This is a genomic window from Colwellia sp. BRX9-1 (assembly GCF_014077195.1).
GTDB lineage: Bacteria > Pseudomonadota > Gammaproteobacteria > Enterobacterales > Alteromonadaceae > Colwellia_A.
Map to the genome: position 1 here is coordinate 82,405 of NZ_JACGVM010000012.1, position 15,285 is coordinate 97,689.

General features: G+C 35.5%; 11 protein-coding genes. 7 read left to right on the plus strand and 4 right to left on the minus strand.

What is annotated here, in order from left to right; all coding sequences use genetic code 11:
• Positions 1–12: 12 nt before the first annotated feature.
• A complete protein-coding gene (locus H4J76_RS12350; protein WP_182230704.1) occupies positions 13–1,164 on the plus strand; it encodes a peptidoglycan DD-metalloendopeptidase family protein in 1,152 nt (383 codons plus the stop codon).
• Between the two features lie 209 nt (positions 1,165–1,373).
• Positions 1,374–2,138, plus strand: a complete 765-nt coding sequence (locus H4J76_RS12355) for a divergent polysaccharide deacetylase family protein (RefSeq protein WP_259364996.1) — start codon at positions 1,374–1,376, stop codon at positions 2,136–2,138.
• Positions 2,139–2,144: 6 nt separating this feature from the next.
• Here H4J76_RS12355 and H4J76_RS12360 read toward each other — a convergent pair whose 3' ends face one another.
• Positions 2,145–2,921, minus strand: a complete 777-nt coding sequence (locus tag H4J76_RS12360) for a serine protease (protein ID WP_182230705.1) — start codon at positions 2,919–2,921, stop codon at positions 2,145–2,147.
• Positions 2,922–3,073: 152 nt separating this feature from the next.
• On the opposite strand from H4J76_RS12360, the gene H4J76_RS12365 reads away from it, so the two are divergent.
• Positions 3,074–3,898 carry a patatin-like phospholipase family protein gene (locus H4J76_RS12365; protein ID WP_182230706.1) on the plus strand — a complete coding sequence of 275 codons (825 nt, stop codon included), beginning with the start codon at positions 3,074–3,076 and terminating at the stop codon, positions 3,896–3,898.
• Between the two features lie 112 nt (positions 3,899–4,010).
• Entirely contained in the window at positions 4,011–4,817 is an 807-nt protein-coding gene (locus H4J76_RS12370) for a PEP-CTERM/exosortase system-associated acyltransferase (RefSeq protein WP_182230707.1), read from the plus strand.
• Positions 4,818–4,930: 113 nt separating this feature from the next.
• On the opposite strand, the gene prsT (H4J76_RS12375) is transcribed toward H4J76_RS12370, so the two are convergent.
• Entirely contained in the window at positions 4,931–7,678 is a 2,748-nt protein-coding gene (gene prsT / locus H4J76_RS12375; RefSeq protein WP_182230708.1) for an XrtA/PEP-CTERM system TPR-repeat protein PrsT, read from the minus strand.
• Between the two features lie 177 nt (positions 7,679–7,855).
• Between prsT (H4J76_RS12375) and H4J76_RS12380 the strand changes: the two genes are divergently transcribed.
• From H4J76_RS12380 to H4J76_RS12390, 3 genes are all read left to right on the plus strand, one after another.
• Entirely contained in the window at positions 7,856–8,731 is an 876-nt protein-coding gene (locus tag H4J76_RS12380) for a dienelactone hydrolase family protein (RefSeq protein ID WP_182230709.1), read from the plus strand.
• Positions 8,732–8,962: 231 nt separating this feature from the next.
• Positions 8,963–9,430 carry an FAD-binding protein gene (locus tag H4J76_RS12385; protein ID WP_182230710.1) on the plus strand — a complete coding sequence of 156 codons (468 nt, stop codon included), beginning with the start codon at positions 8,963–8,965 and terminating at the stop codon, positions 9,428–9,430.
• A gap of 232 nt (positions 9,431–9,662) precedes the next feature.
• Entirely contained in the window at positions 9,663–11,339 is a 1,677-nt protein-coding gene (locus H4J76_RS12390; protein ID WP_182230711.1) for an FAD-binding oxidoreductase, read from the plus strand.
• A 113-nt stretch (positions 11,340–11,452) separates the two neighbouring features.
• Here the strand turns inward: H4J76_RS12390 and H4J76_RS12395 are convergent, their stop codons facing one another.
• Positions 11,453–12,430 (minus strand): PEP-CTERM sorting domain-containing protein, encoded by a 978-nt coding sequence (locus tag H4J76_RS12395; protein WP_182230712.1) that lies wholly within the window; start codon positions 12,428–12,430, stop codon positions 11,453–11,455.
• 154 nt (positions 12,431–12,584) lie between these two features.
• Positions 12,585–15,284: an XrtA/PEP-CTERM system TPR-repeat protein PrsT gene (prsT, locus tag H4J76_RS12400; RefSeq protein WP_182230713.1), complete on the minus strand. Its 2,700-nt coding sequence runs from the start codon at positions 15,282–15,284 to the stop codon at positions 12,585–12,587.
• Between the last annotated feature and the right edge of the window lies 1 nt (position 15,285).

Below are 15,285 nucleotides of genomic sequence, written 5' to 3' on the forward strand. Positions count from 1 at the left end.
ATGAAATTTACCGTGAAAAAAATATCTTTATTTGCATCAATACTCAGCCTTAGCTGCGTATTGATGTCGGTGAACGCCACTGCACAGTCGTCGGATAATGGTGATACAACCAATAAAACCAATCAAGCATTGTCGAAAGTTCAGCAGCAAATAGTTGAGCAAGAAAAATCGATTAAACAAACGAGTAATAAACGCTCATCTTTAGAAAATCAATTAAGAAATGACGATATTTCAATCGCTAAAATAGTAAAGGCGATGATTAAAACCCAAGATGATTTTCAAGATACTCAGCAAACATTAAAAGAACTCGCGCAAGAAAAAATAACCTTAACGCACAAGAAACAACAGCAAGAAAAAGTGTTAGCCCAACAATTAAGAGCCGCCTATACATCGGGACATCACGACTATATTAAATTATTACTTAACCAACAAAGCCCTGCTAGCGTAGAACGTACCGTTACTTATTATAAATATTTGAACGATGCTCGCATCAAAGAAATTGACCAATTTCAGATTGTCTTAAGTGATTTGCTCGCCGTAACAACACAACACCAAGAGCAAGCTAAAAAGTTAAACCTTATAAAACAACAACAAGCCGAACAAAAAATCGTATTTCAAAACACTAAGCAAGAACGAAAAAACACCATTCGCGCATTAAATAAAGAGCTGCTTGGTAGCAAACAGCTGTTAGCTCAATTAGTGGCAGAAGAACAAAATTTAGTGGTGGCATTACAACGAATCGCAGCATTAGCACAGCAAAGTGCAGAGTTAGTTGGCCTAAAAAAATTGAAAAGAAAACTTTCTTGGCCGGTTAAAGGCAAAATTAGCCACAGTTTTGGCTCTCGTAAACAAGGTTACTTAAAATGGAAAGGTATTTTGTTAGCCGCTCCTGTTGGTAAACAAGTTAAAGCCATTCATAACGGTACGGTATTGTTTTCAGATTGGTTAAAAGGTTATGGTTTAGTCACAGTGTTAGATCATGGCGCCGGCTATATGAGCCTATATGGCTATAACCAAGCGTTATTAAAGTCAGTAGGAGACCGAGTAGAAACAGGTGAACCGATAGCACTTGTTGGACAAAGTGGTGGGCAGAGTCAATCTGGATTATATTTCGAAATACGCAGCGATGGCCAAGCAGTAAACCCTAAAGCTTGGTTTAAATAAAGTAAAAATATAGCGCCTACTGAGTCTTATTTTTTCTGCTAATAAAAACAGTCAATCCGCTGTAATTATTTCGAAATACCCAGCGATGGTCAAGCAGTTAACCCTAAAGCTTGGTTTAAATGAAGATAAAAAGTTAACTTCTCCTCGATTTTAACTTTTTCTACTGATAATCTCGGTCAATAATGATGTTTTCCAAATTAAGAGTTCTTTTGCCTTTATTCCCACAACTAATTATTTTATTGACGTTACTAAGTATAACGCCTTTAGCAACCGCTAAAAACGCACAAGTTGCCATTATTATTGACGATATTGGTTACCGAAAAAGTGATGCTGCCGTGCTAACCTTACCCGGCGCAATAACCTTCGCTATTCTCCCCCATACGCCTTATGGTAAAAGGCTGGCTTTAGAAGGCTATCATAAAAATAACGAAATTATTTTGCATATCCCAATGGAAGCAGAAAATGGTAAAAAGCTAGGACCTGGCGCACTAACCGTTAAAATGAATGAAGAGTCAATCCGCCATCAGTTAGCACTTGCTTTCGCTGAGATACCTTTTGCTATTGGCATCAACAACCACATGGGGAGTAAACTAACTAAACTTTATAATCCAATGATGTGGACCATGCGCTTTTTAAAAGAGCGAGATTTAATTTTTGTCGACAGTGTTACTACCAACAAAACCAAAGCAGAACATATCGCCCTTCAGGTAGGCGTTCCAACAACCCACCGACAAATATTTTTAGATAATGAATTAACTACTGACTATATTGATCAACAATTTATGCAGCTTATTGAGCACGCCCAGCAATATAAATCAGTGGTAGCTATTGCGCACCCTCACCCTGAAACGATCGCTGCACTCAATCGTTTAATACCGTTACTCGCAGCCCTTGATATTGACTTAGTGCCCGTTTCATCCTTAATAGACTCACCAAAAATCCTGCAAGATCTGACCGTCATAACTGAAGACTAAAAATTACTAATTAGTACCGAGATAATCAATGTTATCTTTTTTTAGTAAGGCTAATAAATATTTAACCGGAATCGCGTATGTTATGCCACTAGGATTAGTAATAACCGCTTCCTTTGACTCCTGCACAAACACCTTATTAATAATACCAATCACTTCTCCTGAATCAACATCATATAAAGCACTGCCACTATTGCCAGGGTAAGCGGTAGCATCAAGTTGATAAACCAAATAAGGATTACGTAACATCTTCAACATCTTAATACTAATTTGCTGAGCATTATCCACCGGAATTATCGTTGGTGTAATACTGGCAATAATACCGCGGTGGGTCACAGGGTATAGGCCTAAAACAGCGCCAATAGGAAAGCCCGTAAAAGCAACATAGCTGCCCTCTCGACTAAACGCTTTACTTGCAAGTTGCATCGCGGGCAGTGGCGCGCCATGGATTTTTAGTACGGCGATATCGTGCAACTGCGAACTAGCAACAATATCAGCAGTTCGCACTTTCGCCGCTTTTCCAGAGCCAGTAAACACCGCCATCTGTTGAAGAATATTTGCATCAAGTTCTTTGGGTAAAACGTGAAAGTTGGTGACCACATAGCGGCCATTACCGATAACAAAGCCACTGCCGTTCAAACTATTTTGCTGACGACCCGATGGCGTATGAACACCAATACCCACTACTGACGGTTTTATTTTTTCAACGGTATCTGCTAAATCGGCCAGTACTGAGCTGGTATAAAAAACTATATAAACACTTAATATTATTTTCAAATAACGCATCTTAAACCCTCCATTCATTATAAATTTTATTTATCGTCAATAAGTTTACTGCGTTTTACTCGCAAAAACAGCTATGATTACTCATAATTAAAATAATTATAACAATATGTTATATCCCTGTAGGCAGCTATTTCTTAAGGTCGTTTAACAATATGACAAAAAAAACAGTAGTTCCTATCTTCGCTGGTGGCGGCACACGACTGCCGGCACATGTTGGCATCTTACATGCGCTACAAGCTTATGACATCGACTTCAATCACTTAGTAGGGGTTTCGGGTGGCAGTATTGTTAGCAGCTTATTTGCAGCTGGCTTAAGCCCAGCGGAAATTAAAGATATCGCTTTAAATACTAACTATAACAAGTTCCGAGAATTTTCATTATTAAAATTAATTCGCAACGGCGGTTTAAGTTCAGGTGACCGTTTTGAACAATGGATGGATGGCCTACTCAGTGGAAAAACATTTGCTGAGCTTGATTATAACTTACATATTGTTGCCACAGATGTCGCTAAAGGTACCCCCGTTATTTTCAACAAAGAGCTCACCCCTGATGTAAAAGTATCACTGGCAGTAAGATTCTCGATGTCCATTCCCTTAATATTTAGTTTCAAGACTTTTGGCGAACATGTCATGGTCGATGGCAGTATTTTATCTGAAGACGCCCTACATAGAGACTGGGCAAAAGATGGGACACCGGTATTATGTTTTCGCCTTAAGGGTGAGCATGAAAATAACGAAGTTAATATTAAAGGTTTTTTCCCAATTTATAAGTACGTAACCCTGCTTATTCGTACCTTTATGACCACGATCTCGCGCGAATATATTAATGAAGCCTTCTGGCACAATACCGTAGTAGTTAATATTGGCAATTACTCTGCCGTTGACTTTTCCATGACGACAGAGCAAAAACAAAGCTTATTTGATATTGGCTTTAAAACAGCAGAGGAAGTATTACCGATAAAACTGGGAAAGAAATAAAATTTTTAACAGTTAATAGTAATATTTCTCCGGTATTAGGTTATATTAATAGTATGTCTCGTGACGTAATGACTTCTATCACGAAATAACATGAAGACAAATGGATGAGAAAATGAGTCTAAGCAAATTAATATTAAATTCCCCTATCATTGGCGATGTCGCAAAAAAAGTGGCGTCGTTTAAGGTCAATCATGATGCCGGAAATATTGCTGAGCATTTTACCAAGTTTCTCAAGCCACAATACGCCTCTACTGACAACCTACGTAACGAAGTATTTAAAATTCGTCACAATGTTTACTGTGAAGAATTAGCCTTCGAAAATCAAAAAGATAATGGTATGGAAATGGATGAGTTTGATCCTCACTCTATTTTTGCTCTAATTCAGCACAAGCCAACCAATAATTACACCAGTTGTGTACGTATAGTTCGCTCAAGCAATGAAGATGAATTGTTACCGATTGAAAAGTTTTGTTATGACGCGATTCAAAATAAAGACTACGATCCTAAAAAATTCAAACGTGAAGAGATTGGTGAATTTTCTCGCTTGGCCGTAAAAGCTGACTTCAGACGTCGTAAATCAGATCGTTTTAAGGGTTCTGCCATTGGTGCCATTAGTGAAGGTTCATATTCTGAATCAGAACTGCGCTGTTTCCCATTTATTGCGATAGGTTTGTATATGGTTGCTGGCACTTTAGCTATTGATACTGGTATAAAGCATGCTTTTGTTATGATGGAGCCACGTTTAGCCCGTAGTATGAAGTTTGTTGGCATTAAATTCATACAAATTGGTGAGCCCATTGAATATCATGGTTTACGCGCTCCTTATTATATTAATGCTGAAATATTTTTAGAAAACCTAACAAGTGGCTTTAAGAGCTTGTATAAAGAAATACAAAAAGATATCCGTAGCCAGTTTTAATTAACTATTTCGAATATTCACTGTTCATAATATCATCAGAGAAAATACTGATAAAAGTAGCGAAAATATAATGTACGTCTTCTCTTTTCGCTACTAATACAACAAACCTTCAACTATTCAGACAATTTCCTTTTTTTCTCTATTTGCTCCGCTGATACCACCGTTATTTCGCTCAATATACGTTGGGCTTCTACTCTATTATTATTTGCTAATAACGTTTCTACATAGTTTAAAGCAATATCAGTATCTTTCCCTTTAGACAAATCATAAGCTTCTTTTGCTTTTGCTAATGCTTCTACTTTATTATCTAACTTTAATAAGACCTGAGCGTAAGTATCAACGACATTCGGTATTGTAGAATTAATAGCATAGGCTTGTTTCGAATATTTCAGGGCTTGTGAATGTTTTTTATCTTCCATATACAGCCATGATAAATTGTTTAAGGCCACAATATTTTTCGGGCTAGCTTTAATAAGTCGTTCATATTCAATAATAGCTTTGTCTTTATGTTCAGCTAAATACATATTTGCTAAACTCAGGCTAACGCGAGGATCAATTTTATTGTCTATGCTTTCCTTATCAGAAAACTGCTCTAACAACTCAATAGCTTGCGATTTTTGATTATTTCCTTCCAAAGCAAAAGCTAAAAACGTCGCATTATTACTAGTAGGCCTGGCCTTATACTGCTGCTCAAGTTTAGGTATTGCATCAATAAAATTTCTTTCCAGTAAGAAAATCCTACCTTCTATTCCTGCTTTTAAATCTTCATTAACATCAAATTTTTCTAATGATTTAAACAAATCTTTCGCATCTGCTATTCCACCACTATCTAATAAAACCTGCATTTTCACCAAATTAATCATTAGATTGTTAGGATGCTTTTTAGAGGCTTCATCTAATACGCCCAATGCTCTGTCAGGAAATTTTTTGCTCGTCCAATAATTTGCTAATAAAAAGGCAGGTTCAATATGATAAGGATTATTCTTAAACCACTTATCTAAAATTGAATAGACATCTTTAGCATCTGGCTGTTTAGCATTAGCCATAAGTACTAACTGCCAATAACGTTTTGGGGTTCTTCCACTTAATTGATAACCGTTCAATATCGTACTAGCTTGCCTAAATTGATCTAACTGTATAAGAGCTTCGGCTAATAGCATTCCATGTTTAACATTATCGGCATTACTTTTTTGAGCCTGAGCAATCACCTCTAAGCCTTCTTCATTTTTGTGAAACTCAAAGTATAGGCGAAGTACTTCAATATTATTCGGATGTGCTTTAAGTGCCTGCTCTGTCAATAACGTAGCTTGTTCGGTATCTTTTTGATAAGCAGCCAACTTTATAATTTCAGTTAATGCGTACACATTATTAGGCTCTAATGCTAGGCTTTTCTCTAATGCAGCCTTTCCTTCCTCAAATTTATTATTTTTGAATAAGATTCTCGCTTGTAGATTATGTCCCCCTGCTTTATTTGGGTATAACTCCAACCACTTGTCTGCAATTTTAGTAGCTCTAGCCAAGTTTCCAGACTGAATTGAAGCAAAGGCCAGTGCAAGCTCTGCTGAAATCAATTCAGGGTCTTGCTGTAAAGCTAATTCTAATTTTTCAATGCCAGAAGGATCGTTCATCATTAGTTTTAAAATACCGGCTCTTGCAACTTCTTCAGCCGTCATATCCTCTGCACTAGAGGCATAATTAGCCATTTCTTGTGCTTTTTCGTAAGCCCCTACTTCTAATAATTCATAGCTTAATGTAGATAAAAACTGTGCGTTTTCTTTATTATTTGAGTCGTAACCATTTAGTGTTTCACTAATATCATCAATCAAACCTAACTGTAATTGACTTAACGCAAGCATTCTTTTGACCGGATGCTCTGCGGGTAAATATGAGATCAAATCTTTCAGATGAAGATGGCTTTGCTCATAGTTTTGCAAATAAAAAGCACTTGCCCCGGCAACTAATTTCAAACTAAAAGAATTAAACCCTGAACTTAATGATTGATTAGCAAGAACGTTTGCAGCTTTGTAGTCTTTATTTTCAAAGCGTGCCATCGCCTTAATATATTGTAAGAAAGGTTGGGTCGGAATTCTTGCTAAAATAACATCAGCAATGGCTTCAGCCTCATCATATTGGCCATTTTTGATGAGTGAATCAGCGATAAAAAATTGCACTTTACCTGAATTAGGTTGTAATACTTGATATTGCTTAAAGCTATCAACGGCTAAAGCATAGTTATTTTCAACCGTCGCAATCTGACCTTGTAACATAAGTGCATCAGCATTGTTTGGCGTTGTCGTTAAAATTTGCTTCACAAGTGAACTTGCATGATCAATATTTTGTGTTGAGAAGGCTAAATAGGCATTCGCTAACTGGCTGTAGCCATCTGATCCAAATAGAGAAAGTGCTTCATCAACTATTGATTGGGCAAGCTCATTTTTTCCAGATCTCAATGATGCTAAAGTTTTATAGGCGAGGTATTGAGTATTTGGCATTGATAAAGACTTTTCGTGTATTTCAAGCGCTAAAACATCGTCATCAGATTCTGTCAATATATAGGCACGAGCGAGTAAAGGGAGAACTTTATCAAAGTCATATTTTAACTTATTAGCACGTTCTAACTCCTTCACCGCGTTTTCGGCATCACCATCGTTTAAATATAACCTGCCTAGTAAGAATCGCGCATGTGCATTTTCACCATCAATTTTAAGGGCATTTTTTAATGAAATAATTGCCGCGTTGTTTTGCTTTTCTAAAATTGAGCTCTCTGCTTTGGTTATATAGGTTTGTGCCGACTCATTGTCAGAACATGCAGATAAAACCATTACAACACTTATACATATTATCGACTTTAAAAATTTCATTAAACTTCCTGTATCTTTTTTCTGGATTAAATACTTACATATGATACTAAAGCATTAAGACATCTTTTTATATGAAATATAAATAATCACACTTACGTATAAATATATATGACAAATGCTTTTATCGTGTGTATTGTTATTTGATAAAAAAACTCTCTAAATAAAAAGGAATTTATTATGTTTAAAATATTAGGCTTTATTGTATCTGTACTCTTATGTTCACTTCCCGTTTCTGCAAAAATTAAAATTGAGAAACACCAGCTCCCAATCATTAATTACGTAAGTATTCCCGTCCAAACACTTGAAAATAGTTGGCTAGTATCGGCAAAATTAAGAATTCCACGAACAGATAACGCATCAAAGATGCCTGCAGTAGTCATTATGCATAGCTCAGGCGGTATAGATAGCACGGGTGATTTTTACGCAAAGTCGCTTAATAACAATGGGATCGTAACCATTGAACTTGATCTATGGGGCGCTCGCAACCTAGCCGGAGGAACCGACAGACCAGCAAGTCCACAAGAAACTTTACCCGATGCTATTGCTGCATTACATTATTTAGCGTCAAGACCCGACATAGACTCATCTAAAATAGGTATTATTGGATTTTCTTGGGGTGGAGTTTTATCTATGCTAACCGCTACTGAACAATATATGGGTATGACAGGTAGCTCTCTTCGATATGCCGCCCATGTTGCGCATTACCCTGTTTGTTGGGTATACAATAATGTTCCTGGTTTTGAATTTGAAAAACTCACCGGTGCACCGGTATTAATTCAAACCGGGCAATATGACGATTACGACTTACCTGACACCTGTTCAAACATGGTGAATAATTTGCCTGATATAGATAAAGAGTTAACTGACCTGAATGTATATAAAAAAGCTTACCACGCATGGGATAGACTTGAACCGACATTAATCGTTGAAGATCCTTTTGCACATTTAGGACAAGGCGGCACTGTTACCTTAAAGCCGAATAAGAAACTTGCAGTTAAATCTCGTCATAAAGCAGTTAAATTTTTCAACAAAGCTTTTGATCTTAATGAGTAATAATATTTAAAAATATCAGCAAATATAATAAATACCCTGTGATGCCGGTAGCTTTCAAAATAAAACGACTGGCATCACAATACGAGTTTTAAAAAAGCAATAACTCCCTCTACAAAATTTTATGAAACTGATGCAGGATCAATAAAAACACGAATTTATTGTCTTAAAAATGCCAATAAAATTATTATGTCATATAATAATTTACAATCTATATATCCAAAAAGAGTAACTATGAATAACCTAATTTCGCTATTAACAACAATAGTGGGTAAAGACTACATTTTTACTTCAAGTAAAAAAGTCGCTGAATATAATTTAGGAACGTTCCCTCATAAAAATACAAATAAAATTGTAATCAAGCCTGCAAATACAGCGCAAGTTCAGCAAATAGTTAAAACTATTAACCAGTATAATTTATCCAATGACGACTCAAAGTTTTCAATTAGCACGGTAAGCTCAGGAAAAAACTGGGGATATTCAGCGCAAGAACCAAGTTTTGATAATGCCATATTAATGAAACTTTCACGTATTAAAGAACTCGATAACTACGACGACAAGCAAGGTACTATTACCTTAACCCCAGGTGTAACCCAACAAGATCTTTACGAATACTTACAAGAACAAGGTGGAAAGTTCTGGATAGACGCCACAGGGTCGTCTCAGGAGTGCAGTATTACTATCAGTTTTTTTATCAATTGACGATAAGTGTCAGTAAGGCAATATATACATTAGCCACACTTTTACTCGTCACCTTTAACATAATTAACCACCAATGTTGGATGATAATCACAGTCGCAGTAAATTTTTCAAATCAAATTATAATTCAAATACCAATACTCTTCTCTGTTATTTAATTCGCTTCTGCTATGCTCCATTTAGGTACGTAACTGTATATTCAAAATTTATATAAAATGCATAGGTATTTAAAGTAATGGACACTCTATTCGAAAAACTTAGTAATATAATATCCTCAAACGCTAGCCTTCTAACGACTACAGAGCAAAAAGCGCCTTATTTAAGAGGCACAGAAGGACTAACCCGTAATATTACTGCAGTTATAAAGGTCGCTTTAATTCAAGATGTTGCCGCGATACTTAAACTTGCCAATTATTCAGCTATAGAAAAACAAGACCAGTTTACAGTACATCCAATATGTTCAGGACGAAATTGGGGGTATGGTACCGGTTTACCCCCAACAGATATACTGCCTGTTATTATTATTGATTTATCTCGATTAAAAAAAATACACCTTATACCTGAACTTGATTTGGTTACTATTGAACCGGGAGTGACTCAGCAAGATCTCTATGAGTTCCTACAAGAAAATAATACCAATTATATGGTTCCTACCACAGGGGCAGGGCCAGATTGTGCCATTTTAAGTAATGCTATCGAACGTGGTTACGGTATAACGCCTAATACTCAGCATTTTGATGCTGTTACTTCATTGAAAGGTTATTGGGCATCAGGCGAGTTATTTCAATCAGCCATTAGTGATCTCGATAAAAGTACACACCCTGACGGTAGTCATCGAGACTTAGTGGATAAAACCTATAAATATAGTCCAGGACCATACATCGATGGTTTATTTACACAATCAAGTTTAGGCATTGTTACTGAGATCACTATTAGGTTGGCTAGAAAACGAGAAGCTTTTAAGTCTTTCTTCATCAAAGTATACAATGACGATTTGCTCACTGATATTGTTCCGTTAATACAAAAAACGCTTCGTGATTATGAAGGTATTGTTGGCTCAGTAAACCTAATGGATAAAAGTCGCATATTATCAATGTTTGCTGATAATCCCAATGGAACTGAACAACATCAAGTAATGTCTTCGCAACAAATTAATAACATTGCAAAACAGCAAGACACGCCTTGCTGGACAATCGTTGGCACAATATATGGAACGACTTCAGTTGTGAATGTTGTAGCGAAAGAAATTAAAAATCTTTTTAAAAAAATAGAATGTAAATTTATTTTTTCAGATAGCGCTGTTATTAAGTTAGGTAACTTAGTTATTAATAATATGCCTAATTTTATCTTCAAAATAAGCAATAAATTAGTTGATGTGAAAAAGCAATTAAATTCATTTAATTTAGGTGAAGAAATAATGCTAGGTAAGCCCAATCGAGTTGCTTTAAAACTCGCTTATTGGAGAAATCCCCAACTCCCTAGTTTCAATAAAGATACAAATCATATATTTTCAATTGCTAAAGACAAATGTGGTTTGCTTTGGTATGCACCGCTTATACCCATGATACCTGCAGAGATGGAGCGTTACGTTAGCTTTATTAGAGAAACGTGTCCTAAATATAATATAGAGCCTTTTATAACCTTTACTAATTTACGACATGATTGTCTCGACAGCACTATTCCGATCGTTTTCGACAGCTCTAACCCTCAAGCAGTTAAAGACGCGCATGATTGTTTAAAAGAACTGGTGCTAGAAGGGGTAAAGCAAGGATGGGTCCCCTACCGGTTGAATATTGATCAGCAGCAATGGGTACTCGATAAAGATAAACCGTTTTGGAAAGCCGTACAGTTATTACAAGATAGTTTTGACCCAAATAATATACTTAGCCCCGGTCGATATAATCCAAGATAAAAAATTAAGTGAGCATAAATTGATATAAAAAGTTATAAAGCATTTAATATCAGAAAAGCAAAAGGCCTCCAATTGGAGGCCTTTTAATATATAAACTTAGTTTATATGAATAATTAAGACTGCTTACGACGTGATGCCGCTGCAAAGCCTAATAAACCTAAACCAAAGATTGCAATAGACGTTGGTTCTGTAACAGCGAAGCCATGGGCAGTTCCCGAACCACCAATAGAATATGTATCATATTCGCCATTTGTTTTAGCAAATTCGCCTGACAAACCAAAGCCAATCATATCAACAAAGGTAGTTAAGATAGGAGTATTACGAATATCTCCTGCAAGTAGGAAACCATCAGCAGCAGTACCACCTGTAACGTCCAAACCAAAAGATGAATCAGCTCTGTTCAAACCAGCAACGGCTAAATCGGCTGAACTTGCAACAACACCAAAATCAACTTGTATAAATGACAACTCTAACCATGCGTCACCATTCATTGCATTAGTTTTATTACCAACATCAAGACCTAAATCTAAATCAGGGGTATTATCAAGATAAATATTCATGCTAGCGCCAGCCAAATCAAGACCTGGAGCAGAAACAGTTGCAGATGGAGAACCTTGACTAGTGTAATAAGAAGAGGCTTCAAACGCAGCTTCATCACCACCAACGTTGATAAAATTAGTATATGTATTAAACGCATCAGTATAAGCAGAATTTGGGACATCTATTAAAGATAAACCTAAACCTTCAAATGTAAATGTCATCTCACAGCCATTACACTGAAATGAACCTGTTGCAGAGTTAGTATTCAATTCACCGTAGCCAGTAAGGCTGTAATCAGTAAGACCATTAACATCTGTAGCAGGAAGACCTCCACTAAACATAGTTGATAAGCTAGTAGCATTATTACTACTATCTTCCCACCACTGTACGAAGTCAAACGATGTTGAGAATGTGCCTTTCTTATGATCAGCATCAATATCGGTTAACTCAGTAAATGTAACTCCACCAGGTAGAGAAACTGTCCCTGCATTCGCAAAACTTGCTGTAGCTAGTATTGCTGCTGCTACCATTCCTTTATATAAATTTTTCATATCAATACCTTTATGTTGTTCGTTATATAATTACGTTTTAACTTCTACAGGTTACAATGCAATTCGCCCGCCAACTTTTCAAGTGCCTGTTTATTATATAATTAATTTACAGCCATCAGATTAAAAATATATGATTGTAAAAAAACCTGACATCTTATTTATTAACATTCGTTAATAAAGCTTTGGCTTCTTCAGTTCTATTCATTTTAAGTAAACAATCTGCCATATGCTTTATTATACCTTTATCATCTGGTGCAAGCGCATTTGCCTGTTTATAGTAACCAAGGGCTTTAGAATAGTCTTTTTGTATATAACTCACAAAGCCCAGAGTATCTATAACTTGTGGATTTTGTGGTGCCAATTCAGCTGCTTTATTTACATGTTGAATAGCTAAATCCATATCATTAGTGTTAACCGCAGCATAAGCCAAATTATTATGAATTAAATAATTATTCGGCACCTTCTTAACAAGTAGTAGATATTGCTCTTTTGCTAAAGCAAGATCTGTCGACATATATACTTGTGCCAAATTTGCTCTCACATCAATATTATCTTCTTGTTCAAGAAAATTAGTCAGTGTTGTAATAGTGCCATTAAGATTACGACTACCCGCATAGGCCATAGCTAGCATCAATACATTTTTTTTATTACTTTCTAATTTGACTAACTCTTCTAGGTAAATAATCGCCACATTAAATTTTTGTTGTGCTAAAGCAATTTGCCCACCTAATCGAGTGAATATAATGGGTTGATTATTGTCTTTAATCTTGTAACTGTTGAACTTAGTTTCAGCGAGTGCGATTTGATTGGTAAATAATAAATAATTGACTTCTAGTAATTCTAATACACCAATTGAATTAGAATTATTTAAGCCCTTTTGAATAACTTCTAGTGCTTTTTGATATTTTTTCTGCATTTCAAGTGACAAAGCATATTTAGTAATCGCTTGTATATCAGCACTATTTTTGTCTACAGCCATACTATAAGCTTTTTCAGCTTCAACAATATCTTGAGCGTCTAAATAAATGTCTCCCATCAAAATATAATGGAGGCTACTCTGCTTGTTATCGACTTTGTCTAATAACTCAATCGATTTGTCATACTCTTTAATTGCAGCATAAGATTGTGCCAAAGCAGTTGAAAGTTCAATTGACTCATCTGCGGTCCACTTAGACAAAAGGTATTCTTGTACTTTTAATTCTTTATCTTTTGATAAAGTAATCAAATTACTTAATGCACCACCGTGCTTACTATTAATTTCAATAATTTGTTTCAATAAGGCTAGTGCTTCGAGGTTATTGTTTTGCTTTTGTGCAAGTTGGGATAACCTAAAACGTGACGAAATATTCTTAGGGTATGCGTTTACTACTTCTTTAAGCTTAGACTCTGCTAAATCAAAACGTTGTCGTCTTATGTCAACTTCAGCCAATGCTACTTTTAAATCTGGCTCATTTGGATAACTCTGTATCCAAGTTATCAATAGCTTTTCAGCTTCATCCAATTCATTTTTTGAAATCAAAGATACAGCTAAAATGATTTTTGATTCTATATTCTGTGAATTTAAATCAACTGCCTTTCGTAATTCTTCTAAGCCTTCAGCATTATCTAGGGACAATTTAAGTAGCCCTAATTGAGTAAGTTTATCAATATTGCTTATTTGAGAAATGTCTATATTACGTAAAACTTCCTTTGCTTTTAATAGGTCACCTTTTTTTGCTATGGCTTTACTGGTCGCGGTTAACATTTTTATATCAAAATCTGTAATATCAGTGTCAACTGAATATTCACTGGCGATATCATTTAAATACCCTAATTTAAGACGAGTAATTGCCAATATTTTCTTGCCTATGTGTCCATGTTCTAGTTTTTTATCTAAAGTAACTAAATAACGATATGCTTGCTCAGTGTTGTTTAGTTTAAAGGAACTGATACCACCTATTAGCGTTGCTAATGATCTATCGGGATCAGCATTCATTGATTTTCGCGCATAAGCTTCTGCTGATTCAAAGTCATTATCATAAAATCGAGTAACCGCTTTTAATTCATTCAAAATAGGGTGATTGGCATATAAATTTAAAAGAAAATCAATTTCGCCTTCCGCTTCTTTAAATTCTTCTCCTTTTACTAATGCCGATGCTTTAAAAATTCTCACATGATGTGCTAATGGATGTAAGTTTAAATAGTCGTTATATACTGAAGCAGCGGCTAAATCGTCACCTTTTGATCTTAATAGATGCGCTTTCAATAATATTGCCTCACTGAGGGTATTATCAACTTTTAACAGTTCTTCAACCGCAGCCAGCGCACCATCAGAAGAAGTACTAGACTTCAGCCACAACATACCCAACTTTGAATATAAGTTATCTTCACTTAGTTCACTTGCCTGTGCAATATAAGACTCTGCTTCTTCAATTTTACTGTTTTGGACATACATCATACCAATATATATATTGACTATAATTTGTTGTTGTTCATTCAAATTATTAATCGTTAACAATTCTTTAAGTTTATCTTCTTTATTTAATAATAAATACGTTCGAGATAATTCATGAATAATTGATTTAGCTTCTAGGCCACTAGTTATTGCTTTTTCAAATTCACTTTCAGCAAACAACACGTCTCCTGTTTGTAAATAGGATTTCCCTAATAGCCCCCTAATTTCAGCATTATTTGGATCTAATCTATGTGCATTTTTTAATTCTACAATGGCTGCCTTATATTGATTGTTAACAATTAATTGCTTGGCTGAATCAATATATTCTGCGGAGTTGTTTTTATCACCGCAGGCTACAATACCGATCAAACACATGGATGTTATAATAATTGCTTTTTTTATTTTTAGATTATTTCTCATG